The sequence below is a fragment of the Pyxidicoccus sp. MSG2 genome, from assembly GCF_026626705.1.
GTDB lineage: Bacteria > Myxococcota > Myxococcia > Myxococcales > Myxococcaceae > Myxococcus.
This window is the reverse complement of the sequence record NZ_JAPNKC010000001.1, coordinates 2,601,362-2,627,491: the sequence shown is the minus strand read 5'-3', so window position 1 is coordinate 2,627,491 and position 26,130 is coordinate 2,601,362. Positions and strand designations below refer to the sequence as shown.

25 protein-coding genes and 6 tRNA genes are annotated in these 26,130 nt (G+C 69.4%); 26 read left to right on the top strand and 5 right to left on the bottom strand.

The genetic code is table 11. The annotated features are described in order from the left end of the window. The first annotated feature begins 43 nt into the window (after window positions 1–43). Entirely contained in the window at window positions 44–1,564 is a 1,521-nt protein-coding gene (locus OV427_RS09460; protein WP_267855777.1) for a TolB family protein, read from the top strand. 293 nt (window positions 1,565–1,857) lie between these two features. Here the strand turns inward: OV427_RS09460 and OV427_RS09455 are convergent, their stop codons facing one another. After that, a complete protein-coding gene (locus OV427_RS09455; protein ID WP_267855776.1) occupies window positions 1,858–2,100 on the bottom strand; it encodes a hypothetical protein in 243 nt (80 codons plus the stop codon). A gap of 390 nt (window positions 2,101–2,490) precedes the next feature. Between OV427_RS09455 and OV427_RS09450 the strand changes: the two genes are divergently transcribed. The 3 genes from OV427_RS09450 to OV427_RS09440 all read left to right on the top strand — a co-directional run bounded on the left by OV427_RS09450 (window position 2,491) and on the right by OV427_RS09440 (window position 6,030). Beyond that, window positions 2,491–3,453, top strand: a complete 963-nt coding sequence (locus tag OV427_RS09450; RefSeq protein ID WP_267855775.1) for a DHH family phosphoesterase — start codon at window positions 2,491–2,493, stop codon at window positions 3,451–3,453. A gap of 131 nt (window positions 3,454–3,584) precedes the next feature. Continuing rightward, window positions 3,585–4,835 (top strand): metallopeptidase family protein, encoded by a 1,251-nt coding sequence (locus OV427_RS09445; protein ID WP_267855774.1) that lies wholly within the window; start codon window positions 3,585–3,587, stop codon window positions 4,833–4,835. A 7-nt stretch (window positions 4,836–4,842) separates the two neighbouring features. After that, window positions 4,843–6,030 (top strand): class I SAM-dependent rRNA methyltransferase, encoded by a 1,188-nt coding sequence (locus OV427_RS09440; RefSeq protein ID WP_267855773.1) that lies wholly within the window; start codon window positions 4,843–4,845, stop codon window positions 6,028–6,030. 18 nt (window positions 6,031–6,048) lie between these two features. On the opposite strand, the gene OV427_RS09435 is transcribed toward OV427_RS09440, so the two are convergent. Both OV427_RS09435 and OV427_RS09430 read right to left on the bottom strand, forming a co-directional pair. Further along, the gene (locus OV427_RS09435) at window positions 6,049–6,546 is read right to left on the bottom strand and encodes a caib/baif family protein (RefSeq protein WP_267855772.1); all 498 of its coding nucleotides are present in this window, start codon (window positions 6,544–6,546) and stop codon (window positions 6,049–6,051) included. Between the two features lie 28 nt (window positions 6,547–6,574). Next, window positions 6,575–7,045, bottom strand: a complete 471-nt coding sequence (locus OV427_RS09430) for a hypothetical protein (protein ID WP_267863396.1) — start codon at window positions 7,043–7,045, stop codon at window positions 6,575–6,577. 124 nt (window positions 7,046–7,169) lie between these two features. On the opposite strand from OV427_RS09430, the gene OV427_RS09425 reads away from it, so the two are divergent. The 4 genes from OV427_RS09425 to OV427_RS09410 all read left to right on the top strand — a co-directional run bounded on the left by OV427_RS09425 (window position 7,170) and on the right by OV427_RS09410 (window position 11,884). Next, complete coding sequence (locus OV427_RS09425) at window positions 7,170–9,266, top strand: ATP-dependent helicase (protein ID WP_267855771.1); 2,097 nt, start codon at window positions 7,170–7,172, stop codon at window positions 9,264–9,266. Between the two features lie 226 nt (window positions 9,267–9,492). Further along, window positions 9,493–9,939 carry a 50S ribosomal protein L13 gene (gene rplM, locus OV427_RS09420; protein ID WP_163995792.1) on the top strand — a complete coding sequence of 149 codons (447 nt, stop codon included), beginning with the start codon at window positions 9,493–9,495 and terminating at the stop codon, window positions 9,937–9,939. Window positions 9,940–9,954: 15 nt separating this feature from the next. Next, the gene (rpsI, locus tag OV427_RS09415; RefSeq protein ID WP_163995791.1) at window positions 9,955–10,356 is read left to right on the top strand and encodes a 30S ribosomal protein S9; all 402 of its coding nucleotides are present in this window, start codon (window positions 9,955–9,957) and stop codon (window positions 10,354–10,356) included. A 133-nt stretch (window positions 10,357–10,489) separates the two neighbouring features. After that, window positions 10,490–11,884, top strand: a complete 1,395-nt coding sequence (locus OV427_RS09410; protein WP_267855770.1) for a type IV pilus twitching motility protein PilT — start codon at window positions 10,490–10,492, stop codon at window positions 11,882–11,884. A gap of 113 nt (window positions 11,885–11,997) precedes the next feature. On the opposite strand, the gene OV427_RS09405 is transcribed toward OV427_RS09410, so the two are convergent. Beyond that, complete coding sequence (locus OV427_RS09405) at window positions 11,998–12,735, bottom strand: hypothetical protein (RefSeq protein WP_267855769.1); 738 nt, start codon at window positions 12,733–12,735, stop codon at window positions 11,998–12,000. 35 nt (window positions 12,736–12,770) lie between these two features. On the opposite strand from OV427_RS09405, the gene OV427_RS09400 reads away from it, so the two are divergent. The 13 genes from OV427_RS09400 (at window position 12,771) to OV427_RS09340 (ending at window position 20,539) form a co-directional block, all read left to right on the top strand. After that, on the top strand, window positions 12,771–13,295 hold the full coding sequence (locus tag OV427_RS09400; protein WP_267855768.1) for a regulatory protein RecX: 525 nt from the start codon (window positions 12,771–12,773) through the stop codon (window positions 13,293–13,295). A 10-nt stretch (window positions 13,296–13,305) separates the two neighbouring features. Beyond that, the gene (locus tag OV427_RS09395; protein WP_267863395.1) at window positions 13,306–14,082 is read left to right on the top strand and encodes an outer membrane protein assembly factor BamD; all 777 of its coding nucleotides are present in this window, start codon (window positions 13,306–13,308) and stop codon (window positions 14,080–14,082) included. Beyond that, window positions 14,079–14,783, top strand: a complete 705-nt coding sequence (locus tag OV427_RS09390) for a hypothetical protein (protein WP_267855767.1) — start codon at window positions 14,079–14,081, stop codon at window positions 14,781–14,783. Before OV427_RS09395 ends, OV427_RS09390 begins: the two co-directional genes overlap by 4 nt. A 39-nt stretch (window positions 14,784–14,822) precedes the next feature. Then, window positions 14,823–15,545, top strand: coding sequence for a tetratricopeptide repeat protein (locus OV427_RS09385; protein ID WP_267855766.1), 723 nt, complete (start codon window positions 14,823–14,825; stop codon window positions 15,543–15,545). 5 nt (window positions 15,546–15,550) lie between these two features. Then, window positions 15,551–16,486 carry an FHA domain-containing protein gene (locus tag OV427_RS09380; RefSeq protein WP_163995784.1) on the top strand — a complete coding sequence of 312 codons (936 nt, stop codon included), beginning with the start codon at window positions 15,551–15,553 and terminating at the stop codon, window positions 16,484–16,486. Between the two features lie 51 nt (window positions 16,487–16,537). Further along, complete coding sequence (selD, locus tag OV427_RS09375; protein ID WP_267855765.1) at window positions 16,538–17,596, top strand: selenide, water dikinase SelD; 1,059 nt, start codon at window positions 16,538–16,540, stop codon at window positions 17,594–17,596. Between the two features lie 222 nt (window positions 17,597–17,818). Beyond that, window positions 17,819–18,628 (top strand): N-acetylmuramoyl-L-alanine amidase family protein, encoded by an 810-nt coding sequence (locus tag OV427_RS09370; protein WP_267855764.1) that lies wholly within the window; start codon window positions 17,819–17,821, stop codon window positions 18,626–18,628. A gap of 83 nt (window positions 18,629–18,711) precedes the next feature. Further along, on the top strand, window positions 18,712–19,425 hold the full coding sequence (gene rph, locus OV427_RS09365) for a ribonuclease PH (RefSeq protein WP_267855763.1): 714 nt from the start codon (window positions 18,712–18,714) through the stop codon (window positions 19,423–19,425). Continuing rightward, window positions 19,422–20,012 carry an RdgB/HAM1 family non-canonical purine NTP pyrophosphatase gene (gene rdgB, locus OV427_RS09360; protein ID WP_267855762.1) on the top strand — a complete coding sequence of 197 codons (591 nt, stop codon included), beginning with the start codon at window positions 19,422–19,424 and terminating at the stop codon, window positions 20,010–20,012. Before rph ends, rdgB begins: the two co-directional genes overlap by 4 nt. Before the next feature lie 81 nt (window positions 20,013–20,093). Further along, a tRNA-Pro gene (locus tag OV427_RS09355) sits at window positions 20,094–20,167 on the top strand. Window positions 20,168–20,204: 37 nt separating this feature from the next. Then, window positions 20,205–20,281, top strand: a tRNA-Arg gene (locus OV427_RS09350). An 85-nt stretch (window positions 20,282–20,366) separates the two neighbouring features. Beyond that, window positions 20,367–20,440, top strand: a tRNA-His gene (locus OV427_RS09345). Between the two features lie 25 nt (window positions 20,441–20,465). Continuing rightward, window positions 20,466–20,539: transfer RNA gene (locus tag OV427_RS09340), tRNA-Arg, on the top strand. A gap of 120 nt (window positions 20,540–20,659) precedes the next feature. Here the strand turns inward: OV427_RS09340 and bet are convergent. Then, window positions 20,660–21,868: a phage recombination protein Bet gene (gene bet / locus OV427_RS09335; protein ID WP_267855761.1), complete on the bottom strand. Its 1,209-nt coding sequence runs from the start codon at window positions 21,866–21,868 to the stop codon at window positions 20,660–20,662. Window positions 21,869–22,260: 392 nt separating this feature from the next. On the opposite strand from bet, the gene OV427_RS09330 reads away from it, so the two are divergent. The 5 genes from OV427_RS09330 to clpX all read left to right on the top strand — a co-directional run bounded on the left by OV427_RS09330 (window position 22,261) and on the right by clpX (window position 26,055). Then, window positions 22,261–22,333 (top strand) — tRNA-Lys (locus OV427_RS09330). A gap of 101 nt (window positions 22,334–22,434) precedes the next feature. Continuing rightward, window positions 22,435–22,516, top strand: a tRNA-Leu gene (locus OV427_RS09325). Between the two features lie 101 nt (window positions 22,517–22,617). Further along, window positions 22,618–23,895, top strand: coding sequence for a trigger factor (gene tig / locus OV427_RS09320; RefSeq protein ID WP_267855760.1), 1,278 nt, complete (start codon window positions 22,618–22,620; stop codon window positions 23,893–23,895). A 41-nt stretch (window positions 23,896–23,936) separates the two neighbouring features. Beyond that, window positions 23,937–24,557, top strand: coding sequence for an ATP-dependent Clp endopeptidase proteolytic subunit ClpP (gene clpP, locus OV427_RS09315; protein WP_164006741.1), 621 nt, complete (start codon window positions 23,937–23,939; stop codon window positions 24,555–24,557). 217 nt (window positions 24,558–24,774) lie between these two features. Beyond that, window positions 24,775–26,055, top strand: coding sequence for an ATP-dependent Clp protease ATP-binding subunit ClpX (clpX, locus tag OV427_RS09310; RefSeq protein ID WP_267855759.1), 1,281 nt, complete (start codon window positions 24,775–24,777; stop codon window positions 26,053–26,055). Window positions 26,056–26,130 lie beyond the last annotated feature (75 nt).

Sequence of the window (26,130 nt, the reverse complement as noted above, 5' to 3'; positions counted from 1 at the left end):
GTCGTGAAGCTATACGCGGCCCCAGGTACTTCGGAGGGTCATTATGACCAGACGTGTGGTTGTCAGCGCGGTGTGCTGCGCGCTGTGGGTGCTCACGACGGGCTGCGGGGATGAGTGTACCGACGCGTTCGACTGCCGCGCCGACAACGGGCCGCCTGATGAAGGGCAGCAGTGGACCTGCAACTCTGACAACGAGTGTGAGCAGCGCCCCCTGGAGCAGCCTTCCGGTGAGGATGCGGGCACGGGACAAGAGGACGCGGGCGTGTACCTGGATGCCGGCACCGACGCGGGCACGGACGTGGACGCTGGCACCGACGCGGGCACGGACGTGGACGCCGGCACCGACGCGGGCAGCATGAGCGTGCCCAAGGGCGAGGCCTGTGTCTCGTCCGCTGACTGCCTGCCGGGCCTGCGCTGCGAGGGAACTCCGTCCCTGTGCCAGGCCATGCACCTGGCTGTCACCGCCACGATGGATGCGGACGGGGGCTATGCGGCCCTGGTCATGCGCTACGACACGCCCGGAATGGTCCCGCTGACGGACGCCGATACGAGCAGCCGCTACCCGCGCTGGGGGCGGGGAGGCTCGCGGATTGCGTTCGCCCAGGATGCGGTCGAGACGGGCAAGAACTCTGGAAATATCGCGGGTGAGCTGGTCGTGCGCGACATCCCGCTCGTCGCGAACCAGGCGACGGTGCTCGCGGATGGTGGCACCGGCAACACCGAGAGTTTCCGCTACATGGAGTGGGAGCCGGGCACCGCCATCCTCTACGTCCGTAGGACTGGCAGCAGCACGTCGGGCATCTCGGCGGTGGCGACGAGCGATGGCGCGGTGAAGTCGGCGACGGAGGCCGGAACGTTCCCGGATTGGGCCAGTGACGGAACGACGTTCGCGTTCAGCACGGCCACCCTGGGCCTGTCGACGTCCACGTTGAGTGGCTCGCCTTCACCCATCGCCAACTCCGGTGCTACCGCGGAGCAGCCGCTCTACAACCGGGTCAACGACCAGTTGCTCTTCCTCAGGACGGATGCGGCGAAGCCCGAGGGCTTCGACACCTCGCTCTTCGTGGTTCCCGTCTCCAGCGGCACGGTGCAGACGATTGCGGACTTCACCACCGAGCCCGTCACCGAGCCCGCGCCGGGAGGGTCCGTCGACTCGTACGTCGCCAATCCCGCCTGGGCGCCGGATGGCTCGCTGGTCGCCTACGTGCGGGCCTACTTCTCCAACCGGACCGGGTCCTCCGCACCGGAGCTCTGTGGGAATCCCTCGGCCACGCTGTGCCCGAACCGGCCCGGCAACATCATCTTCGTCCGTCGCATCAACACCCAGAACGGTTCTGGCGCGGCGGCCGAGGCATCCTTCGTCGAAGGTGGCACGCTCCCGTCCTTCTCACCGGATGGCCGCTTCCTGGCCTACGTGAAGGGTGGGCAGCTCTACGTCCAGCAGATAGACCCGGCCACGGGACTGCCGGCTCAGGGCGTGGACGCCATCGTCCATCCGAAGGGCGGCTACACCCTCCAGACCGGCGCTGGCGACGACCACCGTCCGCGCTGGCAGCCCAGGTAGCGCCGGAAGTCTGAAGTCCTGACATACGAGGCCCGCGTCCCGCCACCGAGCAGGGCGCGGGCCTTCGTCCGTCCACCCAGGCGAAGGCCCGTGCCGTGGTCGCCGGGCCGCGAACCCGTGCGCGCGGAGACGCACCGCGGCGTCAGGAACTCGGTGAAGTGCCTCGAGGGAGCGTCCACCCGAGTGCGCCGGCATCCGGAGTCCGGGCGGCGACCGACGGGTGAGCGGGAACACGACATCCCTCCCGCCCGCGTCCCGTCATCCGGGAGCGGCAGGAGGGGGAAGGGGAGGGGTTATCCCTCCAGGATGATGCGGCGCCCCAGCGCCCGGGTCATCTGCGGCGAGGTCACCAGCTCCAGGACGTCCCCCAGCTCTCCGCCGGAGGTGTCGAAGGCCGCCGCGATGACCTCTCCCACGGTGAGGTGGGCCTTCTCCGCCACTGCCCGGGCCCGCTGGGCGGTCCGCCGCAGCGACGGCATCACCCTTCGCCCCTGCCGGGTGAGCGTCCCGCTCTTGCGTGTCGTCCTCTTGCCCATGTGTTCCTCCCACCGCGTCGCGCTGCACGGGTGAGTACACTTGGGGGCTGACATATGCAGACGGAGTGCCAGAGGCCTGACTACCTGCCCGGTGTGACATGACGCACTTTTCCCCAGTCGGATAGCGGGTTTCCGCGATACGCGGGGTGAAAATGCGGGGTGCCCTTTGGGGTGGTGTTCCGTTCTGTCGAGCTTTTTCGTTCAGTTGGGCTCGCAATCTCGACGTTTCGTTCAACAGTCAAGGTTCCGTCGCCTGCCCAAAAGCGTCCGTGGGGCAGGTCACTGTGACCCCACTGTCGCCCGGCCTTCTCACCCTCCAGGGTCATGCTCCCGAGTGGGATTCGAGGCCGCCCTGACGTGGAAGTCGCGTTGCGATAAGGGAGCCTCGCCATGAACGTCCAGGTCCTCTTCCACGACAGCTGCTTCGACGGCGCCGCCAGCGCGGCCGTCTTCTCGCGCTTCTACCGGGAGCGTCTCCGCCCGGACGCGGCCTTCCGGTACCTGGGGCTCGCGCACAAGCCGGGGGCGGAGGGCATCGACCCGGCCGTCTTCACCGGCGAGGAGAACGTCATCGTCGACTTCCGCTACAGCCAGGACTCGCGGCTGACGTGGTGGTTCGACCACCACGTCTCGGCCTTCCAGCAGCCCGGTGACGAGGACCACTTCCGCGCGGACACCAGCGGCCGCAAGTTCCACGACGCGCACCGCAAGAGCTGCACGAAGTACCTCGCGGACGTGGCGCGCGAGCGCTTCGGCTGGGATGCCTCGCCCCTGGCGGAGCTCATCCACTGGGCGGAAATCATCGACGGCGCGCAGTTCCCCACGCCGCAGATGGCGGTGGCCCTGGAGGAGCCCGCGCTGCGCATCATGACGGTGCTGGAGTCCAACAAGGACCCGGCCCTCATCCCCGAGGTCATCCGCCGCATGCAGTCCGAGTCGCTCGCGGCCATCGCCGCCTCGCCGCTCATCGCCACGCCACTGGCCCCGCTGCTGGAGCGCCACCGCGGCCACATCGACCTGGTGCGCGCGAAGGCCCGCTACGAGCGCGGCGTCGTCTTCTTCGACCTGGTGGACGAGGGCGTGGACAGCCTCAACAAGTTCATCGCCTACGCCCTCTACCCGGACGCGCGCTACACGCTGTGGGTGGGCAAGGGGGCCTCGCGCGCGAAGGTGTCGCTCGGCTCCAACCCGTGGAAGCCCGAGCTGCGCCAGCACGACCTGGCCGCCATCGCCGGCCGCTACGGCGGGGGCGGGCACCCCGTCGTCGCCGCCGCCAGCTTCAAGGCGGACCAGGCGGACAAGGCCCGCGCCGCGTACGCCGAAATCCTCGCGGAGCTATCCACCGCGGGCTGAAGGCGCGGGGCCCGGACGCTCCCGGCGCTCGAAGAATGAGAAGCCGGAGGGTTTCCAGGGATGTCGCCAGGCGGGCGGGCAGGCACGTCCCCGCTTCACGCCCACGGGGTGATGCCGTACCCTGGCGGCCCATGTCGCGGCGCGGTCTGCTCGCCCTCTGTCTCCTTCTGTCTGCCTGCAAGCGGAACGCCCCGGCCCCGGCGGTGCCGGACGCGGGCGCTCCGGCCCTGTCCGCCGTGGGTGCCTCCGCCGCGCCGGGCCCGGGCGCCCAGGGCTCCCCGGGTTCCGGCGACGCTCCTGTCATGACGCCCGGGGACGCCACCCACCGGGTGCAGCCGCTTGCCGTGTGCCGCGCGGAGGGCACGGCCCCGCTGGACGCGGCCCGCCGCTACTTCGATGACGGCCGCTTCGAGGAGGCCCTGTCCTGCGCCGCGCAGGCCGCCGCCCTGGAGCCGGACCTCGCCGCCGCCCACGCCGAGCGCGGCGTGGCGCTCGCCGCCCTCGGCCGCGAGTCCGAGGCGCAGCTCGCCTACGCGCGCGCGCTCGCCATCGACCCGGGAGACGCGGACGCGCTGCTCGGCTCGGCGCACCTGTACGCCGTGCAGCTGCCCTCCACCCGCGAGCGCGACGAACTGGGCGCCCTCTACGCCGAGCGCGGCCTGTCCCAGCCCGGCACGCCGCCGGAGCTGGTGCCGCACCTGGCGCTGGTGGCGGCCATGGCGTTCAACGACCTCGGCCAGTCCGAGGAGGCCCTCGCGCGCGCCGCCATCGTCCTGGCCCGCGAGCCGGGCAGCAAGGAGGCCCTCTACGAGCGCGCCCTCGCCCTCTTCGAGCTGTGCCGCTTCGCGGAGGCGCGGACGGCCTTCTCCACGCTGGTGGACGACGAGGAGCGTGCCGCGCACGCGTACCAGCACCTCGGGCTGCTGATGGAGCGCGAGGGGAAGTGGAAGCTGGCGCAGACGCACTTCGAGAAGGCCCGGCAGCTGGCGCCGGAGGACTTCCCGGCGCCGCCGCTGCCCTCGGAGGCGGACTTCCGTGCCGAGGTGATACGCGCCGTGGCCGCGCTGCCCGCCGACATGCGGGGCGATTTGGAGGGCGTGCCCGTCACCGCGGAGGAGCTGCCCGCGGATGGAGACCTGCTGGCCAACCAGCCCCCGCTGTCGCCGACGATTCTGGGCCTCTTCCGGGGCCCTCCGCTGGGCGAGCCGTGCGACGGTACCGAGACGCCGTGCCGCTCCGTGGTGCTCTACCGGCGCAACCTCGCGCGCGCGGTGCGGACGTCCGAGGAGCTGCGCGAGCAGATTCGCGTGACGTTGCTGCACGAAATCGGGCACCTTCGCGGCGAGGACGATGAAGAGCTGGCCGCGCGCGGCCTGGAGTGAAAGCCCGATGCCCCCCCATGCAGCGCTCCCCGTCGCGCGCACCACCCCCAAGGGCGCGAAGTCGCTCCGCCACGGCAACCCCTGGCTGTACCGCACCGAGCTGGCCGCCCCCCCCGACGTGAAGGGCCCCGGCGCGGTGGTGCTGGTGGTGGACTCGCAGGGCAACCCCATCGGCCAGGCGCTCTACGCCCGCCGCTCGCCGCTCGCGCTGCGCCTGCTGACGCGCAAGGGCCCCGCCGAGGAGCCGGTGGATGACGCCTTCTTCCGCCGCCGGCTGGAGGCCGCGCTGGCGCGCCGCGCCCCGCTGTCCGGCCGCGACGGGCTGCGCCTGGTGCACGGCGAGGCGGACCTGCTGCCCGGCCTCTTCGTGGACCGCTACGGCAAGGGCCTCACGCTGCAGACGCTCTCCGAGGGCATGGACGCGCGCAAGGAGTCGCTGGCGCGCATGCTGGTGGAGCTCACCGGCGCCACCCACGTCGTGGCCCGGGACGACGGCTCCGGCCGCGACTTCGAGGGCCTGCCCCGCGAGGCGCGCCTGCTCCACGGCGAGGGCGACGCGCGCTTCACGTACCACGAGGGCTTGAGCCGCTTCGAGGTGGACCTCCTCGGGGACATGAAGACGGGCGCCTTCCTGGACCAGGTGGACAACCACCTGCGCGCCGGGGAACTGGCGCGCGGCGAGGGGATGGACCTGTTCAGCTACCACGGCGGCTTCGCCCTCTCGCTCTCGCGCAACTGCACCTCGGTGCTCGCGGTGGAGCAGGACGCGAAGGCCGCCGCGCGCGCGAAGGCCAACGCCGAGGCCAACGGCCGCGCCAACGTCACCGTGGAGAACGCCAACGCCTTCGACGTGCTGCGCCGCTTCGATACGGAGGGGCGCCGCTTCGACACCATCGTCCTGGACCCGCCCGGCCTGGCCAAGCGCCGCGAGGGCCTGGCCACCGCGCTGCGCGCCTACCACGAGCTGAACCTGCGCGCCTTCCGCTGCCTCAAGCCGGACGGGCTGCTCGTCACCTGCTCCTGCTCGGGCAAGCTGGACCGCGCCGGCTTCGAGGAGATGGTGCTCGCGGCCGCCGCGGATGCGAAGCGGCCGGTGCAGATTCTCGAGCGCCGCGGCGCCGGGCTGGACCACCCGGTGCTCGGCGGCCTGCTGGAGACCGAGTACCTCAAGGCCCTCTACGTGAGGGCCCTGTAGTCATGGGGCCCGGGGCTGCTACGGCAGCCCCAGCTCCTTCTTCAGCCGCCCCACGACCTTGAAGTACTCCGTCCGGGGGAAGGGGACGTTGAGGATGTGGAAGTCCTTCTTGGCCAGGCCCACGCAGCCGAAGCAGTAGTTGCAGTCCTGCAGGTTGCGGCTCAGCACCAGGTACGCGCTGCTGGTGCAGTTCTCGCTCTGCACGCAGTAGGCGCACGCGTGGCAGCTCTTGCACTCCACGCAGTGCGAGCAGTTGTTGCACAGCTCGCACCGGGTGCAGTGGGTGCACTGGAAGCAGCTGTCGCAGTCCTTGCAGAACATGCAGTTGGCGCAGCGCTGGCAGCCCTCGCACGCGTAGGAGCCGGGGTTGCCCGGGTCCTGCGCGTAGCTCTTGGCCAGCTTCTGGAACTGCTCCAGGAACTCCCGCTTGCCCAGTGTGGCCACCACCGCGCGCGCGGCCTTCTCCTGTGCGAGCGGGTCCACCGCTTCGGGTCGCGTTCCTTTCTCCTTCACCACCAGGGACACTCCTTGCCCATGTCGGGGTTCACTGCAGCCGGGCCAGCCCGGCCAGGTCGATGCCTCGCGCCACCCGCCGCACCTCCACCGTGCCGGGGAAGCCCCGGCTGGTGACGGCCACCACGAAGCGGTCTCCCACCAGGAGGTTCGCCTCGGCCAGGGACTCCTCCGCGTCGTACCTCACGAAGCCCACGGCGTCGTCCCAGTGGATGGGCGCCGCCGGGTCGCTCGCGGCCTTGCCCTTCGCCCGGTCCGCGGCCTCGCGGATGGCCTGGCCAATCTTCTCGCCCATCGTGGTGTCCACGATGCGCACCTTCACCTCTCGCCCCTCACCTCGCGTGTAGAGCCGCTCGGCTTCGGACACGGATACCTCGCCGTACTTCCCCGTGGAGCCCTGGGTGCGCGCCACGGTGAAGCCGTCCAGCGTCTCCGGCAGGAAGGGCGACAGTTGCTTGAAGTACACGCAGGGCGCGCTCGCCGCCGGGACGGACGGTGTCACCTGGGCTGGAGCGCTGGCGTTGTCCATGCAACCCGCACCCACGCCGAGCGCGAGAAAAACGGCGGAGAGCCGGAGGAAGGGGTCGCGCACGGACGAATCAAAGGGTATCCCTGGCCCGCGCGCAATGGACCTCTCGAAGCTCAACCCTCCGCAGCGCGAGGCCGTGGTCACCCTCCAGGGTCCGCTCCTCGTGCTGGCGGGCGCCGGCAGCGGCAAGACCCGAGTCATCACCCACCGCATCGTCCACCTGCTCAACGAGCGGCCGGGCCACCTCATGGCCCGCAACGTCCTCGCCGTCACCTTCACTAACAAGGCGGCGACGGAGATGAAGGAGCGCCTGGTCCACATGGCGGGCCCGCGTGCGCAGGGGGTGCTGGTGTGCACCTTCCACGCATTTGGCTCGGAGGTCCTCCGCGAGGACATCCACCGCCTGGGTTGGCCGAAGAAGTTCGCCATCGCCGACATGGGCGACCAGCTCGCCAACATCCGGCGCGCCATGCGCGAGCACAAAATCGACGACCGCGCCTTCGACGCGCGCAAGGTGCTCACGCTCATCTCCAAGGCGAAGAACTCGGGGAAGACGCCCGAGCCCAAGCCGGAGGGCATCGGCGACGACTACGACCTCATCACCCACCTCGTCTACCCGGACTACCAGCTCGCGCTGAAGGCGCAGGGCTCGGTGGACTTCGACGACCTGCTGCTCTTGCCCGCGCGCCTGCTGCGCGAGTTTCCGGACCTCTACGCCAAGTACACGCGGCGCTTCCGCTACCTGCTGGTGGACGAGTTCCAGGACACCAACAGCGCCCAGTTGGAGTTGCTCAAGCTGCTGGCCGGCGAGCAGCGCAACGTGTGCGCGGTGGGTGACGACGACCAGTGCATCTACTCGTGGCGCGGCGCCGAGGTGCGCAACATCCTCGACTTCGACCGCTTCTTCCCGGGAGGGAAGGAGGTGCGGCTGGAGCAGAACTACCGCTCCGTCCAGACGGTGCTGGACGCGGCCAACGCCGTCATCGCGAAGAATCCCGAGCGCAAGGCCAAGCAGATGTGGACCGACCGCGCGGGGGGGCCGAAGGTGAAGGTGGTGGGCTGCCCCAACGACGAGGAGGAGGCCCGCTTCGTCGCGCACGAAATCCAGAAGCACATGTCCCTGGGCATCCCCGCGGACGACATCGCCGTGCTCTACCGCACCAACGGCCAGTCGCACCCCATCGAGGAGATGCTGCGCGAGAAGAGCATCCCCTACGAGGTCGTGGGCGGCAGCGAGTTCTTCGACCGGCGCGAGGTGAAGGACGTCATCGCGTACTTCAAGGTCATCGTGAACAAGCTGGACGAAATCTCGCTCCTGCGCATCGTCAACGTGCCGTCGCGCGGCATCGGTGACGTGACGATGGAGCGGCTGGCCGTCCACGCGCGCGGCGAGGGCGTCACGCTGTGGACGGTGATGCGCAAGGCCGACCAGTACGAAGACCTGCCGCCCGGCGCCGGGGGCAAGGTGCTCGAGTTCGTGGAGATGATCGAGCGCTACCGGGCCGCGTACGAGTTCGGCCAGCTCGCCACGGCCACGCGCAAGCTGCTGGAGGAGATTGGCTTCGCCGAGGCCACGCGCGCCCACGCGACGTCCTCCACCATCGCGGACAAGAAGCTCAAGAGCGTGGACATGGTCATCAACTCGCTGGAGAACTTCGAGAAGCGCGAGGGGCCCAAGGCCAGCCTTCTCACCTACCTCAACCGCCTGAGCCTGGACACGCGCCAGGAAGAGGAGGAGGTGCCCGGAGGCAACCGCCGCGTCACCCTGATGACGGTGCACGCCTCCAAGGGCCTGGAGTACCGGCTCGTGTTCTTCATTGGCATGGAGGAGGACCTGATGCCCCACGGGGGCATGCAGGGCGAGGCGCAGAACCTCGAGGAGGAGCGGCGCCTCTGCTATGTGGGCATCACCCGCGCCAAGGAGGTGCTCTACCTCACCCGCGCCAACGTCCGGACCAAGCGCGGCAAGGACGTGCCCCGGACCCCCTCCCGCTTCCTGGAGGACCTTCCTCCGGAGGTGGTGGAGAAGGTGGACCTGGAAGCACCGCGTCAGGGCCCCGCCACCCCGGAGGAGAAGAACTTCTTCGCCAACCTCAAGGAGCGCTTCAAGAAGCCCCAGCCGGGGGGGGCCGGGCCGGCACCTGGAGCGGCCCCCAGCCGGCCCGCGGGGCCTTCGGGAGGGGCGACCGGGTAGGGGAGCGCCCCCCGGCAGCCCCTCCCATGCGACTCCCGGGAGAGGGCCGGGCGGGGAATCCGGACGGGAGGTGTGGAGCGACCTTGACTTGATCCTCCGCACCCACTAGGACGGTCGGCCTTTCCGGGCCTCGTGGAGTTTTCACGGCGGACCCGTGGTTGGTTTGGCACGAGCAGCGGTCCCTGGCATGCACACGGCGACCGCGAGAAGTCTGGAGTGCAAAGAAATGTCGCAGAAGACCTACAGCGCGAAGGCTGGGGACATCAAGCGCCAGTGGCACGTCATTGACGTGTCCGACAAGGTGCTGGGCCGCGCGGCGAGCCAGATTGCCACCCTCCTCAAGGGTAAGCACAAGGCGATCTACACGCCGTCCATCGATACCGGCGACCACGTCGTCGTCATCAACGCCGAAAAGGTGAAGGTGACGGGGACGAAGGAGCAGGACAAGCAGTACTACCGGCACTCCCGCGCCGGTTTCCCTGGTGGCTTGAAGATCACCAACCTGGAGAAGCTCCGCCAGCGTCACCCCGAGGACATCGTCATCAACGCCGTGCGCCGCATGCTTCCGCGTAACGCGCTCGGTCGGCAGATGATGACGAAGCTGAAGGTCTACGCGGGTGACACCCATCCTCACGCGGCCCAGAAGCCCGCCGCGTTTGAGGTCGAGGCGTAAAGGGAGACAACGTCCATGCCCATCCATCAAGAACTCGGTTTCTACGCCACCGGCCGCCGCAAGGAGGCCACCGCCCGCGTCTGGATTCGTCCCGGCACCGGCCAGGTCACCGTCAACGGTCGCGAGCTCAACGCCTACTTCGGTCGTGAGACCTCGAAGATGGTGCTCAACCAGCCCCTCGACATCCTCGAGCAGAAGGGCAAGCTGGACATCACGGTCAACGTGAAGGGCGGCGGTCTCTCCGGCCAGGCCGGCGCCATCCGTCACGGCATCGCCCGTGCGCTGTGCTCCTTCAACCCGGAGTTCCGTCCGGCGCTGAAGAAGGCCGGCTTCCTCACCCGCGATGCTCGCGCGGTCGAGCGCAAGAAGTACGGCCAGCCGGGCGCGCGTCGCCGGTTCCAGTTCTCCAAGCGCTAGGCGTCAAGCCCGGCTGCTCGGTTGTTTCCCTTCGGCGGGGGTCCTCTTTCGAGGGCCTCCGCCGTCGTCTTTGCGGGGTCCGGAGCGGCCCATCGCATGAGGCCGAGGGCCTCTGCTACCATCCGGTCCGCTCATGGAACTGAACGAGATTCTGCAGATCGCCCTGCGCGGCGGTGCCTCCGACATTCATCTCAAGGCCGGCCTTCCGCCCATGTTCCGCGTGGACGGCTCGCTGGTGCCGCTCAAGGACGGCCGCCGCCTCCCCCCGGAGGAGGTCGCGCGCATGGCCTTCGGCATCATGAACGAGTTCCAGAAGGAGAAGTTCAAGTCGAGCAACGAGGTGGACCTGGCGTACGGCGTCCCCGGCCTGGGCCGCTTCCGCGTCAACGTCTTCCAGCAGCGCGGCACGGTGGGCGCCGTCTTGCGCGTCATCCCCTTCAAGGTGATGACGATGCAGGACCTGCTGCTGCCCCAGGTGCTCGCGAAGATTTGCGGCGAGGAGCGCGGCCTCGTGCTGGTGACGGGCACCACGGGCTCCGGCAAGTCCACCACGCTGGCGGCGATGATCGACCACATCAACGCCAACGAGACCAGCCACATCATGACGATTGAGGACCCCATCGAGTTCCTCATTCGCGACAAGCGCTCCATCGTGAACCAGCGCGAGGTGGGCGTGGACACGATGAGCTTCGCGCAGGCCCTCAAGAGCGCGCTGCGGCAGGACCCGGACGTCATCCTCGTCGGCGAAATGCGAGACCACGAGACGATTGAGACGGCGCTCCACGCGGCGGAGACGGGCCACCTCGTGATGTCCACGCTGCACACGCTGGACGCGACGGAGACCATCAACCGCATCGTGTCCGCCTTCCCTCCGCACCAGCAGAAGCAGGTGCGCCTGCAGCTCGCCAGCGTGCTCAAGGGCGTGGTTTCCCAGCGCCTCGTGCCGCGCGCGGACGGCAAGGGCCGCGTGGCCGCGGTGGAGGTGCTGCGCGTCACCGCCCGCGTGCGCGAGCTCATCGAGGACAAGGACCGCACGAAGGAAATCCACGACGCGATTGCGCAGGGCACCGACTCGTACGGGATGCAGACCTTCGACCAGTCTCTGATGAGCCTGGTGCGCCAGGGGCTCGTCACCTACGAGGAGGCCCACCGTCAGGCCTCCAACCCGGACGACTTCGCGCTGCGCTTCTCCGGCATCAGCGGCACGTCCGACTCGAAGTGGGACAACTTCGACGCGAAGCCCGGCGACGCGCGCCCCATCCCCGGCTCGGCCTCCTTCGCTCAGAAGGGGGCGCCCACCGCGGCGGCTCCGGCCCCGGCTCCGGCGACTCCGCCCACGCCGGCTCCGGTGGCCCAGGCGATGCGCCCGGGGGCGCCCGCGCCCGCTGGCGCGCCGCGTCCCGGTGCTCCGGCCCCCGCCGCCGCGCGTCCGCCCGCGCCCGCCGCGCGCCCGCCGACGCCTGCGCCCGCTCCGGCCCCGGCGCCTGCCGCGGGGGGGGACGACGACTTCCAGATTGAGCGCTTCTGATTCGCTGTAGCGGTGGGGCCGGTGCTCCCGGCTCCGCCGCTACGACGCGTCCTCGTCGCTCGATGCGAGCGGACCTGCCGCGCTGAGGCCGGGCACCTCTCGCCCTTCGGCCGCTACGCGTCTCCTTCGCCCAGCAGCGCCCGCAGCCGCGACAGACGAATGGGCCCCACCAGGCCTTCCTTGGAGAGCGCCTGGAGGAGCTGCGCGGTGGCGTGCACCTTGGCCTCCTGCTCCTCCTCGGGCCGGTCCACCACCTCCGCGTCGAGCACGGCCTCCATGTGCTCGGGGTTGATGGGCGCGGGCCCCTCCGACCACGCGATGTCGAAGAGGGCGCGGGCCATGCCCTCGCGCACCTTGCGCTCGGCGTCGTTGGCGGCGCCCTTCACGAACGAGAGGAAGAGCGCGTCCACCGCCTCCTTGGTGAGGGCGGCCAGCGCGGGCACCTCGCCCAGCGACTCCTTCACGTACTCGGCGTCGAAGGCGTCCACGTCCTGCTCGTAGCCGAAGGCCTCCTCCAGCAGGATGGACGCGATGAAGGCGTCCGCCTCCTCGTCGCTGGCGCCCTCCTCGGCCAGCGCCTCGCGCGCCTTGCGCGTGGGCTCGGCCAGGTCGGTGTCCTCGCGCATGGCGCGGGCCGCGGCATGGGCCGCCAGCAGCACGAGTGACGCCTGGGCGTCGGACGACAGGACGCGGCCGCTCACACCGAGCAGCACGCCCCGGTGCTTGGGGTGCGCGGTGGCGGCGTCGATGAAGGCCTGCTCCTCGGAGGACAGGGCTTCACCGGACTGCTGCTTGCGAAGCGTCTCCCGGGCGGCATCGGCGGCGAGGAAGCGGGCAAGGACGGGGTGCATGGTTGCGCCTGTTACCACATGCTACGTATCCCGCCATGCATCCGGAGGATGACGGTCCCCCCGAAGACGCCGGCCCGGACGCGGTCCGCCGCGCCACGGACGCCTGTCTGAAGCTGCTCTCCGTGCGCTCCCGCAGCCGTCAGGAATTGGACGCGGCCCTCACGCGAAAGGGCTTCGTACAGAAGGTCCGCGAGGAGGCGCTCTCCCGGGTGACGGGCTGGGGCTACCTCGACGATGCGCGCTTCGCCCAGGAGCGCGCCGCCGCGCTCCTGCGCAAGGGACGGCTGGGCCCGCGCGCCGTGCTCCAGCGCCTCGAGGCCCACGGGCTGCCCGAGGAGACGGCCCGCCAGGCCCTGGCGCAGGCGAGCGGCACGGAGGACTTCGACGCGCTGGCCGCCGCGCGCGCGGTGCTGGAGGGGAAGGGGCTGCTCGGCCGCCCGCTCGACGCGAAGGAGCGGGCCCGCGCGGGACGGCTCCTCGACAGCCGGGGCTTTTCCGAAGACGTCATCCACCGGTTGCTGGGTGAACCTTCGCTGGACCCCTCAGGCCCGGACGAATAGCGTGGTGGAGATGCGTTCCGCCGTCGCCTTCCTGACCGCCGTCCTGCTCTTCGCCTCCGGCTGTGCGTCCCTCACCTCGGGACAGGCCGGTGAGCCCAACTACGCCAGCTCCGCCGAGGAGAACCTGCGCCTTGGCACGGAGGCCATGGAGAACAAGGACTTCCTCAAGGCCCAGAAGTACTTCGAGTACGTCCGCGCGAAGTTCCCCTACCAGGATGCCGCCCGCGAGGCCGAGCTCAAGCTGGCGGACGTGGACTTCGCCCGCGAGGCCTGGCCCGAGGCGCGCGAGCAGTACGAGTCCTTCATCAAGCTCCACCCCACGCACCCCAAGGTGGACTACGCCGCCTACCGCTCCGCCCTCACGCACGTGGAGGACTACCCCTCCGAGTTCTTCGCCCTGCCGCCCCCGGAGGAGAAGGACCAGGGGGAAATCCGGGCCGCGCTGCTCGCCATGGAGGACTTCCGGCGCCAGTACCCGAAGTCCGAGTACGCCGACGAAGCCAAGGCCAATGCCGACGAGGCCCGCAGGCGCCTGGCGGAGCACGAGTTGTACGTGGCCCGTTTCTACCAGAAGCGTGAGCGGTGGAAGGCGGTGGCCCAGCGCCTGGAGTCGCTGCTGCGCCGCTACCCGGGCACCCAGTACGAGGAGGAGGCCCTCTTCGACCTGCACGCGGCCTACGTGAAGCTGAACGACCCGAAGAAGGCGGAGGAGACGCTGCGGCAGGTGCTGCGCCGGCTGCCCGGAACGCCCGCCGCGGAGCGCGCCCAGCGCATGCTGGGCTCGTGAAGACGACCGAGGAGTGGAGCCGCCTCGGCGGCACCCTCATCGTCGTGCTGGCGCTGGGCGCCACCCTGGCCGTCTTCGCCCCGCGCTTGCTCGGCGCGGCCGCCGGCCCCGAGGCGGAAATCATCACCGCCTTGAAGCAGACCGAGGCCGACGGGCTGACGCTGCCCGTGCCCGGCTCCGACGTGCCCCTCAAGTCCCGCAAGCACCGCTTCGCGCGCATCACCGTGGTGGTGGCGCCGGGCGGGGAGCGGGCGGAGGCCCATGCCACGCTCGACTTCGACGGCACCCTGGGGCCCACCGAGGTGGGCACCGCCGGGGTGGAGCGCGTGCCCTTCGTCCGGCGCGACGGTGACTGGGTGCCGGAGGGCACCGCGGCGCCCCGGCTGCTGGCCGTGGTGACGGCGCTGGAGTCCCGGCGCCGGGCCTTGCAGGCGGCGGACGCGGACGCCCTGGCGAAGCTGGCGGCGCCGGGCACTCCCGGTGTGGGTGGCCCGGAGTGGGACGAGCTGCGGCGGATGCGCGCGCGCGGCTACCGGGCGGAGGCCTGGTACGTCCGGCTGGAGCGGGAAGAAGCTGTCGTTACCGAACACTGGCGCCTGCAGGGGGCACTGCCCTCGCGTCCGGTGGACACCCGGGGCGAGCGCCAACTTTCCCTGACGCTTCGCGGTGATGAATTCTTGTTTTCGCCCGGGCTCATGTAGGCTAGCCGCCTCGGAGGCAGAGCCCGTTCGGGCCGATTCATGGAAGAGCCCCTCAAGCAGCTACTGACCCTCGGGCGCGGCTACTTCGAGAAGAAGCAGTACGCCCAGGCCGAGCAATACCTCGCGAAGATCGTCGAGCAGAATCCGACCTTCGCGGACGTGTTCAACATGCTCGGCATCATCTACCACGACCAGGGCCAGTTCGCCCGGGCGCAGCGCGCCTTCGAGTCCGCGCTGAAGCTCAACCCCGCGTACACGGAGGCGGCCCTCAACCTGGCCGTCATCTACAACGACATGGGGAAGTACGCCGAGGCGAAGGAGGTCTACCAAGCCGCCCTCTCCCAGCAGAAGACCGGCCCCGGCGAGCTGGACCCCTACGTGGAGAAGAAGATCGCCAACATGTACGGCGAGATTGGCGACGTCTACGCCTCCAGCGGGGCGTGGGCGAAGGCGGTCGAAGAGTACCGGCGGGCGCTCGCCCTTTGCCCGCAGTTCGTGGACATCCGCCTCAAGCTGGGCAATGCCTTGCGTGACGCGGGCGACAACGCCGCGGCCCTCGCCGAGTACGAGCAGGTCATCACCCAGAACCCATCTTTCATCCCGGGCCGTATCCAGTATGGAGTGGCGCTGTATTCGGCCGGGCGTCGGGCGGAGGCGGTGCGGGTCTGGGAGGACGTGCTGGCGCGCAGCCCGGATAACAAGAGCGCGCAGATGTACCTCAACCTGGTGAAGGACCCCGGCACGCCGGAGCAGGCCGGTTGATGACCATGGACACCCAAAAGACCTACGCCCTCAAGTTCATCTCCGGGAAGTACCAGGGTGGCGAGTTCCCGCTGAAGGCGGAGAAGCACATCGTCATCGGCCGCTCGAGCGAGCTGGACATGGTGCTCGTCGAGGACATGGTCTCCCGCAAGCACGCGAAGATCAGCTTCAGCGACGGGAAGATCACCATCGAGGACCTGGGCTCCACCAACGGGACCTTCGTCAACGGCGAGAAGGTGAAGCAGGCCCGGCTGAAGGAGGGGGACCGCATCCTCATCGGCACCTCCATCCTCAAGCTCGTCCACCAGGGCGCGGATGGCGCCAACGTCGACGAGAGCATGGCCAAGCAGAAGCTGGAGGAGGTCGCCGCCGTCCAGGCCGCGCGGACCACCAACAAGGCCAGCTCCATGACGGGGAAGATTGAAGAGATTCCCCTGCCGGACCTGCTCCAGCTCTTCCACACGTCCAAGAAGAACGGCGTGCTGGTGGTGACGAGCGACCAGGAGGGCCGCATCTACCTGCGCCAGGGCCGTGTGTACTACGCCGTCATCGGCGACAACCACAACCTGGGCCCGCAGAAGAGCTTCAACCGCATCATCACCTGGGAGCAGGGCGACTTCGAGCTGCGCCCGGCGGACAACCAGGAGTTCATGGTGGAGCTGGACTCGTCCACCGAAGCGCTCCTGATGGACTCGCTCCGTCAGCTGGACGAGATGAAGCGCCTGCAGCCGAACCTGCCGGCGCTGGACGCGCCGCTGGCGCTGGCCATGCCGCTGACGCCGCCGCTCAAGGAGCTGTCGCCGGAGATGCTGGACGTGCTCCAGCTGGTGCACAACTACGGCACCTTCGGCGCGGTGTTGGACCGCGCGGACGCGGACGACGTGGTGACGGCGGAAGCAGTCGCGCAGCTCCTGAAGCGCGACTACGTGCGCAAGGCCTGACGGACATACGCGGCCTGGTACCCGGGCCGCACACGGCGGAAGGGGAGCACCATGGCGGACGAGCAGCCGGTGAAGCCGAAGCGCCTCACCGAATTAAGTCACTGCGCGGGCTGAGCGGCGAAACTGCGGCCCGCGGACCTGGCGCAGGTCCTGCGCCTCCTGAAGACTGCCAGGAGTCCTCACGCGCTGGTGGGTTTCGCCACCAACGACGATGCGGCCGTCTATCGCCTCACGCCCGGCCTGGCCGTGGTGGAGACGGTGGACTTCTTCCCGCCCGTGGTGGACGACCCGTTCCAGTTCGGGGCCATCGCCGCGGCGAATGCCCTGTCGGACATCTACGCCATGGGCGCGCGGCCCCTGTTCGCCCTCAACCTGGTGGGCTTCCCGGACGGCCAGCCGCTGAAGGTGCTCTCGAAGATTCTCGCCGGTGGCCAGTCCAAGGCCGACGAGGCGGGCATCCCCATCCTCGGCGGCCACAGCGTGAGGGACCCGGAGCCGAAGTACGGCATGGCCGTCACCGGCGTGGTGCATCCGAAGAAGGTGCTCACCAACGCGGGCGCGAAGCCGGGAGACGTGCTCTTCCTCACCAAGCCCCTGGGCTCGGGCATCGCCACCACCGCCATCAAGCGGGGCGTGGCCTCGAAGCAGCTCTCCAAGCGCGTGGTGGCGGTGATGTCCGCCCTCAACCGCGCCGCGGGGGAGGTCTTCGCGTCGGGGAAGTTCAAGGTGAACGCCCTTACGGACGTGACGGGCTACGGGCTGCTGGGCCACCTGCTGGAGATGATGACCGGGGCGAAGGCGCGCGCGGCAATCGACCTGGAGCGCATCCCCCTCATCTCCGAGGTCGCCGGGCTGGCCGAGCAGGGCGTGGTGCCCGGTGGCACCAAGGCCAACCTCGCCCATGTGCTGAAGAAGGTGCGCTTCCCGGAAGGGCTGCCCGAGCACATCCAGTGGGTGCTCGCGGATGCGCAGACCAACGGCGGGCTGCTGGCCAGCGTGCCCGCGCGTCAGGCGCTCAAGGCGCTCAAGGCGCTGGATGCGGCGGGCGTGGACGCGGCCCTGATTGGTGAAGTGAGGGCAGGGCGTCCCGGCATCGACATCATCGGCTGAGCCTCCCAGCTCTCTCGCACGGCTGCAGGCAATGGGGCCCCGCGCTGACGAAAGGCCAGGGCTTCCTCGTGCCGCCTGCGACGGGGCCTACGTTGGCCGGACGCCCGGCCTCTTCGCACGAACTCCGGAGCTGGACCCTGGCGACAGCGCCGTCATCGGCTGAACGCCCCCGGGCCCGGATTTCGCCCCCGGGGGCTCCCTCCGCTAGCATCCGTCCCCGGTATGCCGTCGTCGCACCGCCCCCTCCTCGCCGTCCTGTCGCTGCTCTGCCTCGTGCCCCTCGCCGCGAGGGCGGGGGAGCGGCCTGCGCGCATCGTCATCGACCCGGGACATGGCGGCGCGAAGGAGGGCGCGAAGGGCCCCGGCGAGCTGCGCGAGAAGGAGGTCGCCCTCCAGATTGCCCAGCGCGTCCGTGCGCGCCTGGAGGCGGCCGGCGGCGACGTGTACCTCACGCGCGAGCGCGACGCGCAGGTGTCCCTCACGGAGCGCGTGTTGCTGACCAACGACCACGCCGCGGACCTCTTCCTCTCCATCCACGCCAACTCCATGCCCACGAAGCGGATGCGCGAGCGCACCGAGGGCATCGAGACCTACTTCCTCTCCGCCAACGCCTCCGGCGACGCCGCGCGCGCGGTGGCCGACCGGGAGAACGCCGAGGCCCCCGAGACTCGCGCGGCGCGCGGGGACTCCATGCTGGCCCTCATCCTCCAGGACCTGGTGCGCACCGAGGCGCACGCGGACTCGTCTCGGCTGGCCTACTCCATCCACCCGCGCCTCATCCGCGGTACGCGCGCGGCGGACCGGGGCGTGCAGCAGGCGCCCTTCTTCGTCCTCTCCGGCGTGGAGTGCCCCGCCGTCCTCGTCGAGGTGGGCTACATCTCCCATCCGCAGGAGGGCGCGAAGCTGGGCCGCGCGGAGTACCAGGAGAAGCTGGCCGAGGCGATTGCCGACGGCGTGCTGGCCTTCCTCAAGGAAACGCGCCGGCGCGACGCCACCCGCGAGCCCCAGGTGGCCGGCCCCGTGTCGCAGTGAGGGCAGACGGGCGCGGAGATTCCACCCGCGCGGCGCGGCTCTGGTAGAGAGGGGTGGCCCACTCCATTTCCCAGGAGCCTGCCGTGCGTTCCTTCCAACGTGGTGCGCTGGACCTTCGCCCCGTCACCCTGACCCCCGGTGTCTCCCGCTACGCGGAGGGCTCCGTGCAGGTGGAGTTCGGCCACACCAAGGTGCTCGTCACCTGCTCCACCGAGGAGCGGGTGCCGCCGCACCTGATGGGCAAGGGCACCGGCTGGGTGACGGCCGAGTACGGCATGCTCCCCCGCGCCACGCACTCGCGGAACCAGCGCGAGTCCGCCAAGGGCAAGCAGACCGGCCGCACCATGGAAATCCAGCGCCTCATCGGCCGCTCCCTGCGCGCGGCGGTGGACCTGGCGTCCATTGGCCCCCGCACCTTCACCCTGGACTGCGACGTGCTCCAGGCGGACGGCGGCACGCGCACCGCCTCCATCACCGGGGCCTACGTGGCGCTGGTGCTGGCCATGCGCTCGCTCCAGAAGGCGGGCACCCTCACCAAGACGCCCAAGCTGACGCCGCTGGCCGCCGTGTCCGTGGGCGTGGTGAAGGGCGAGGTGCGGGTGGACCTGGACTACGACGAGGACTCCACCGCGGACGTGGACCTGAACCTCGTGGCCACCGCGGACGGTCGCATGGTCGAGCTGCAGGGCACGGCCGAGCACCAGCTCTTCGACCGCAAGACGCTGGACGCCATGGTGGACGGAGGGCTCGCCGCGATTCAGCAGCTCGTCGCCGCGCAGGCGAAGGTGCTGGGATGACGAAGAAGCCCCGGCTGCTCTTCGCCACCACCAACGCGGGCAAGCTGCGCGAGCTGCGTGGGCTGGTGGGGGACGGGGTGGAGGTGGTGTCCCTGGCGGACCTGCCACCCCTGCCGGACGTCGTGGAGGACGAGCCCACCCTCGAGGGCAACGCGCTGAAGAAGGCCCGCGAGTACGCGCAGGCCACCGGGCTGCCCGCGCTGGCGGACGACTCCGGCCTGTTCGTGGACGCACTGGGAGGCAGGCCCGGGGTGCACTCCGCGCGTTATGCGCCGGGGGACGACAAGGCCCGCTACGAGAAGCTCCTCACCGAGCTGTCCGGCGTGCCCGACGAGAAGCGCACCGCGTCCTTCCGGTGCGCGCTGGCGCTGGTGAAGCCGGGCGGCGAGTCGAAGGTGGAGGTGGGCCGGTGCGAGGGACGCATCGGCCATGCGCCGAGTGGAACGCACGGCTTCGGCTACGACCCGGTGTTCATCGTTTCGGACAAGGGCCGGACGATGGCGGAGCTGGCGGCGGAGGAGAAGGCCGCGGTGTCCCACCGGGGGGCGGCCTTCCGGATGATGAAGCCCCACCTGCTCGGCCTGTAGTCGGGCCGAATGAAAGGGTGTCAGGCACGTCGGCCTTGCGCGTCCGTTCGCGATGGTTCAACAATGCCGGACTCTACTTCTCGGGGCGTAGCGCAGCCTGGTAGCGCACCTGCCTTGGGCGCAGGGGGTCGGAGGTTCAAATCCTCTCGCCCCGACTTGAAGTAAAGCAGTTGGAAGCAGGCGGCCCGGCCAGCTCCAGTAGCTCAGCTGGATAGAGCACCGGCCTTCTAAGCCGGGGGTCGCAGGTTCGAGTCCTGCCTGGGGCGCCAACCTGCCTGCCGTCACATTTGGCCTTGAATGGCCACGGTTTCCACGATAGGGAAGCCGCCGCTTCAACGCCGTAACGCTGTCACGGCGGCCATAGCTCAACTGGTTAGAGCGCAGGACTGTGACTCCTGAGGTTACCGGTTCGATCCCGGTTGGCCGCCCTCCTTCACCCGCCCCTTTCGTGCTGCGCTCGTAGCTCAACTGGATAGAGCACCGGGCTTCGAACCCGGGGGTTGGGGGTTCAAGTCCCTCCGAGCGCGCTCCTCCTCTCCCGAGTCGAGCCTCCACCGCCGGGACGACGCAAGACGCGAAAACGCCCCCGCCGCTCACTCGCGACGGGGGCGTTTCTCATTTCACTCCCTGAGCGGTGCGGAGCGGCTTCAGGCCTCGTGGGCCGCGCCGCCGCTCTTCGCGGAAGCGGGGACGCGGCAGCGCAGCTCCGTCTCCGCCTCCAGCGCGGCCAGGTTCTCCCGCATCGCCTTGGCCCAGCGCGCCTTCGGCTGCTCCATCAGCTTCTCGTTGGCCATGTCGATGGTCTCACTCAGCTCCTCGTCGGAGAGCTCGGAGGCCGTCTTCCCCTTGTACGGGCCGAACGCCACCACCACGGCGCTCGGCTTGGGGCGCGGGGCCGCCTCCACCACCACTTCCTTCTCCGGCGGCTCCTCGACGGGCGTCGCCGCGGGGGCGTGGGCCGTCTTGCCGTTCTTCCTACCGGAGCCGTGGGCGGTGACGACGGGCTCGGTCTCCACCGCGGCCTGCCGGGAGGGCGCGGGCGGCACCGGCACGTCGACCTCCAGCGCCGCGGGCACCGCCTGCGCCTTCTCCTCCTTCGCCGGCGCGGGGGCCAGGGTGGGGAAGGACGCCTTCACGGGGCCGGGCTTCGCGCCCAGCACCTCGTAGGGGCCGCTGGCGTGGCCGGGCTCCTCGTGCGTGTGCGGCTGCTCGTAGTCGTCGGCCGGCATCTCCTCGCGCACGTACAGGCCGCCGAAGGCCTCCGGGTACGCCTTGCGCAGGGCCGCCACGCGCGCGCACTTCTCAATCATCGTCGTGGGAATCTTGGCCCACAGCGGCGTCTGCTGGACGTAGCCGCTGAAGTCCAGCCACACGACGACGGGCAGCTTCCCGTCGCGCACCACGCGGGACCAGGCGCCCACCAGAGCGCCCTTGCGCTTGGCCGGGTTGAAGCGGTGCACCACCTCGCCCTTGCCCTGGTCCACGATGATTTCGTCCTCGGCGAATACGGCGGACGCCTGGATGCCCCTGAAGTCCGGGAAGCGCTCCGCACGGGCGAGCATGCCGGCCTCGGAAGGCTGGAACTCGTACTTCGTCACCCAGTTGGGCCGCTCGCGGTTGCCCACGTTCTGCCGGCGCGCCACGCAGAAGGCTTCCTTGAGCAGCGGGTCCAGGCCGCTGCGCTTGCACTGCTCGATGAAGAGGGCGAACTCGTCCTCGCTGATGCCCTTGGGGCAGATGGTGCGCCGCACGAGCTCCGCGCGCTCCCGGCTCCACTGTCCCTGCTGGGGGCCCTGGCCCGTCGCGCTGTCCGCCTTGTGGTGGGTGTTGGCTTCCGTCACTGTCGTCTCCTGCATCCGTTCTTCGCGAAAAGGGCGGACGACCTCCGTCCGCCCGCCTGGTTGCCGCGGCGGCGACCCTCTGCTGCATGAGTGCCCACGAAACCTTCGTGCGCCTCGTGTCCCGGAGTGCGGCTCGCGCACGACGCGTCGTGCGGCCGGGACGAAAGGCGTGCTACGGCCATGTTGAACAGCGGCGGGAGGCGCTTGCTTCATCCGCGTCCGGAGCTGTTCCAGGGGCCGGCCGCCGGGCGTGCGGAGCGGCGTCAGGTGCTGGCCGCGCCGGCCGTCAGATCCTCAGCAGTGGGGGAATGAAGGGCGCCCGAAAATACTTTTTGACAGCACGGTCGGGCTTCTGTAGTTACCGCCGCCACCTGGACGTCGCGCAGGCGACGGACCGGGGCAGTGCCGGGAGCGTAGCTCAATTGGCAGAGCAATGGACTCTTAATCCATAGGTTGTGGGTTCGATTCCCTCCGCTCTCACTCAGGGGCCCCTTCAGAAATGAAGGGGCCCCGTTTCATTTTCCGGCCACTGCCGTCCACCCGACGTTTCGCGGTAAGACGGCAGGCGCGCGACGCACCCTGGGCGGGTGGCGGAACTGGTAGACGCGCCAGACTTAGGATCTGGTACCGCAAGGTGTGAGGGTTCGAGTCCCTCCTCGCCCATTTCGCGTTGACCCGTTCGTGCCTATCCCCTAAAGGCGCACGTCCCACTTTTCCGGCGCCGCCCGGGACGGATGTCCGCCGCGGCGACGAGCGAGGCCCGCATGAAGGTCCAGGTCGAGGAGCTCTCTCCCATCGAGAAGAAGCTCTCCATCGAGGTCGAGAACGCCCGCGTGGCGGAGGAGCTCAACCGCGCGTACTCCAGGCTCGGCCAGCAGGTGCGGCTGCCTGGCTTCCGGCAGGGCAAGGTGCCTCGCCGCATCCTCGAGCAGCGCTTCCGCGGCCAGGTCGAGGACGAGGTCATCCAGCGCGTCGTCCAGGCGGCGTACGTGGAGGCCATCCGCGAGCACAACGTGGACGTCGTCGCCAACCCCCAGGTCACCAACTCCGGCCTCAAGCCGGACGCCCCCTTCACCTTCGAGGCGCGGGTGGAGGTGAAGCCCAAGGTGGAGGCCAGGGAGTACGTCGAGCTGCCCCTGGCGAAGCCCGACACCGACGTCACCGACGCGCAGCTGGACGAGCAGCTGCAGCGCATGCGCTCGTCCATGGGCCGCATGGAGCCCGTCGCGGACCGCGACACCGCGGCCGCCAATGACCACGTCACCATCGACTTCGAGGCCAAGGTGGACGGCCAGCCCTTCCCCGGCAGCAAGGCCGACGGCATCACCGTCCAGGTGGAGCCCGGTGAGCTGGTGGAGTCGAAGATCGCCGCCCTGGAGGGCGTGAAGGTGGGCGAGTCCAAGGACATCGACTACGCCTTCCCGGCGGACTACCGGGTGGAGGAGGTGCGCGGGAAGACGGCGCGCTTCCACATCACCGTGAAGTCCCTCCAGAAGGAAATCACCCCCGAGCTCAACGACGACTTCGCCAAGAACACCGGCATCGCCCAGTCGCTCGACGAGCTGCGCACCAAGATGCGCGAGGACATGCAGAAGGCGCGCAAGCAGCAGGTGGAGGGCGAGGAGCGCGAGGCGCTCATGAAGGCCCTCATCGAGCGCAACGCCTTCGAAGTGCCTCGCGCCATGGTGGAGCGCGCCATGGACTCCATGCTGCGCGGCGCCCTGCAGCAGCTGCAGCGCTCGGGCGTGGACCCCAGCCGCCTCAACCTGGACTTCAACCGCCTGCGCGAGGAGATGCGCGAGAAGGCCGTCCAGGAGGTGAAGGGCACGCTGCTGTTCGAGGCCATCGCCCAGAAGGAGGGCATCCAGGCCAACGACGCGGACGTGGACGCCCGGATTGAACAGCTCGCCGCCGAGGCCGGTCAGCCCGTCGCCGCCGTGAAGAAGTACTTCAAGGGCCCGGACGAGCGGCTCGGGTTGTCTCTCCGACTCAGGGAGGAAAAGACGATTGAATTCCTGAGGGGTCGGGCGAAGTATTCGTGAGGTTCTTCTCCTAGAGCTTCGCTGGTCCTCCTGAGGTCGACATGCCCTTCATGCCCGTTCCCTACGTCATCGAGCAGACCCATCGCGGTGAGCGCTCGTACGACATCTACAGCCGGCTCCTGAAGGACCGCATCGTCATGCTGGGCACCGAAATCGACGATGACGTGGCCAACGTCATCGTCGCCCAGCTCCTGTTCCTGGAGTCCGAGGACCCGGACAAGGACATCAACCTCTACGTCAACTCGCCCGGTGGCTCGGTGACGGCCGGCCTCGCCATCTACGACACCATGCAGTACCTGAAGTGTCCGGTGTCGACCATCTGCGTCGGGCAGGCGGCCTCCATGGGGGCCGTCCTCCTGCTCGCCGGTGCCAAGGGCAAGCGCTACTCGCTGCCCTCCAGCCGCATCATGATCCACCAGCCGCTGGGCGGCGTGCGGGGTCAGGCCACGGACATCGAAATCCAGGCCCGTGAAATCCTCCGCATGAAGGCCAAGCTCAACGAGCTCATCGTCAAGCACACCGGCCAGTCCATCGAGCGAGTCGAAAAGGACACGGACCGCGACTACTTCATGGGCGCGACCGAGGCGAAGGCCTACGGCATCATCGACGAAATCCAGAGCCCCCGGAAGGTCGTGGGCCTGGGCAAGGAAGAGAAGAAGTAGGCGCATGTCCGAGGCCCCGGGCCTCGGTGGGCGGCCGGAGCTCGCGGGAATGCGTCCCCGCGACTCCGGCTTTCTCGTTTCTGCGTCGGTGACACCGGCCTGTTAAGTACCCGGAAGGTGCGTGGACGTTCCGGACAGGGGCTGACTAGATTGGGCTGGAGGCAGGGGTTGGGGCGGTCTTCAGGCGTGGGGCCTTACAGGCGCAGCGAGGGATGACATGGCGGGCAAGAACGTGGAGAAGCGAGACAACCAGACCCTCTGCTGCTCCTTCTGCGGCAAGTCGCAGAAGGAAGTGAAGAAGCTCATCGCGGGGCCGACGGTCTACATCTGCGACGAGTGCATCGGGCTCTGCAACGACATCATCGCGGAGGAGATCGACCGCGAGGAGACCAAGGACACCAAGCTGCGCATCCCCCGGCCTTCCGAAATCAAGGCCGTGCTGGACGAGTACGTCATCGGCCAGGAGCGCGCGAAGAAGACGCTGTCGGTGGCGGTGCACAACCACTACAAGCGCATCGAGTCCAAGGTCGCCATGGAGGACGTGGAGCTCCAGAAGAGCAACATCCTCCTCCTGGGCCCCACCGGTAGCGGCAAGACGCTGCTCGCGCAGACGCTGGCGCGCATCCTCAACGTCCCCTTCACGATTGCCGACGCCACGTGCCTCACCGAGGCCGGCTACGTGGGCGAGGACGTGGAGAACATCATCGTCAACCTGCTCCAGGCGGCCGACCACGACATCGAGCGGGCGCAGCGCGGCATCGTCTACATCGACGAAATCGACAAGATTGCCCGCAAGTCGGAGAACCCCTCCATCACCCGCGACGTCAGCGGCGAGGGTGTGCAGCAGGCCCTGCTGAAAATCATCGAAGGCACGGTGGCCAACGTTCCGCCCAAGGGTGGCCGCAAGCACCCGCAGCAGGAGTTCCTGCAGGTGGACACCACCAACATCCTCTTCATCTGCGGCGGCGCCTTCGGCGGCCTGGACCAGGTGATTGAGCGGCGGCTGGGTGGGCGCAGCCTGGGCTTCGGCGCGGACATCCAGTCCAAGAAGCAGCGCAACCTCACGGAGCTGCTCAAGCACGTGGAGCCGGAAGATTTGCTCAAGTTCGGCATGATTCCGGAGTTCATCGGCCGACTGCCCATCATCACCGCGCTGGAGGAGCTGGACGAGCCCGCGCTCATCAACATCCTCAACCAGCCGAAGAACGCGCTCACCAAGCAGTACCGCAAGCTCTTCGAGCTGGACGGCGTCGCCCTCAAGTTCACCGACGGCGCGCTGAAGGCCATCGCCGGCGAGGCCATCCGCCGCAAGGCCGGGGCCCGCGGCCTGCGCTCCATCCTCGAGTCGGCCATGCTGGACGTGATGTACGAAATCCCGTCCCGCAAGACGGCCCGCGAGGTGCTCATCTCCGAGGAGGTCATCCTCAAGAAGAGCGAGCCGGTGGTGCTGCACTCGCAGGAGAAGGAGTCCACCGAGCCGAAGAAGGAATCCGCCTAGAGCGCGGACCTTGCGGCCCGGCTGACTCGCGGGTCGAAGAAGTTTGACGGGGCGCGTCACGGAGCCAATGAGGCG

Coding starts and splice junctions, on each gene's coding strand:
- OV427_RS09460 (WP_267855777.1), top strand. CDS start 44: ATGACCAGACGTGTGGTTGTCAGCGCGGTGTGCTGCGCGCTGTGGGTG.
- OV427_RS09455 (WP_267855776.1), bottom strand. CDS start 2,100: ATGGGCAAGAGGACGACACGCAAGAGCGGGACGCTCACCCGGCAGGGG.
- OV427_RS09450 (WP_267855775.1), top strand. CDS start 2,491: ATGAACGTCCAGGTCCTCTTCCACGACAGCTGCTTCGACGGCGCCGCC.
- OV427_RS09445 (WP_267855774.1), top strand. CDS start 3,585: ATGTCGCGGCGCGGTCTGCTCGCCCTCTGTCTCCTTCTGTCTGCCTGC.
- OV427_RS09440 (WP_267855773.1), top strand. CDS start 4,843: ATGCCCCCCCATGCAGCGCTCCCCGTCGCGCGCACCACCCCCAAGGGC.
- OV427_RS09425 (WP_267855771.1), top strand. CDS start 7,170: ATGGACCTCTCGAAGCTCAACCCTCCGCAGCGCGAGGCCGTGGTCACC.
- rplM (WP_163995792.1), top strand. CDS start 9,493: ATGTCGCAGAAGACCTACAGCGCGAAGGCTGGGGACATCAAGCGCCAG.
- rpsI (WP_163995791.1), top strand. CDS start 9,955: ATGCCCATCCATCAAGAACTCGGTTTCTACGCCACCGGCCGCCGCAAG.
- OV427_RS09410 (WP_267855770.1), top strand. CDS start 10,490: ATGGAACTGAACGAGATTCTGCAGATCGCCCTGCGCGGCGGTGCCTCC.
- OV427_RS09405 (WP_267855769.1), bottom strand. CDS start 12,735: ATGCACCCCGTCCTTGCCCGCTTCCTCGCCGCCGATGCCGCCCGGGAG.
- OV427_RS09400 (WP_267855768.1), top strand. CDS start 12,771: ATGCATCCGGAGGATGACGGTCCCCCCGAAGACGCCGGCCCGGACGCG.
- OV427_RS09395 (WP_267863395.1), top strand. CDS start 13,306: ATGCGTTCCGCCGTCGCCTTCCTGACCGCCGTCCTGCTCTTCGCCTCC.
- OV427_RS09385 (WP_267855766.1), top strand. CDS start 14,823: ATGGAAGAGCCCCTCAAGCAGCTACTGACCCTCGGGCGCGGCTACTTC.
- OV427_RS09380 (WP_163995784.1), top strand. CDS start 15,551: ATGGACACCCAAAAGACCTACGCCCTCAAGTTCATCTCCGGGAAGTAC.
- OV427_RS09370 (WP_267855764.1), top strand. CDS start 17,819: ATGCCGTCGTCGCACCGCCCCCTCCTCGCCGTCCTGTCGCTGCTCTGC.
- rdgB (WP_267855762.1), top strand. CDS start 19,422: ATGACGAAGAAGCCCCGGCTGCTCTTCGCCACCACCAACGCGGGCAAG.
- bet (WP_267855761.1), bottom strand. CDS start 21,868: ATGCAGGAGACGACAGTGACGGAAGCCAACACCCACCACAAGGCGGAC.
- tig (WP_267855760.1), top strand. CDS start 22,618: ATGAAGGTCCAGGTCGAGGAGCTCTCTCCCATCGAGAAGAAGCTCTCC.
- clpP (WP_164006741.1), top strand. CDS start 23,937: ATGCCCTTCATGCCCGTTCCCTACGTCATCGAGCAGACCCATCGCGGT.
- clpX (WP_267855759.1), top strand. CDS start 24,775: ATGGCGGGCAAGAACGTGGAGAAGCGAGACAACCAGACCCTCTGCTGC.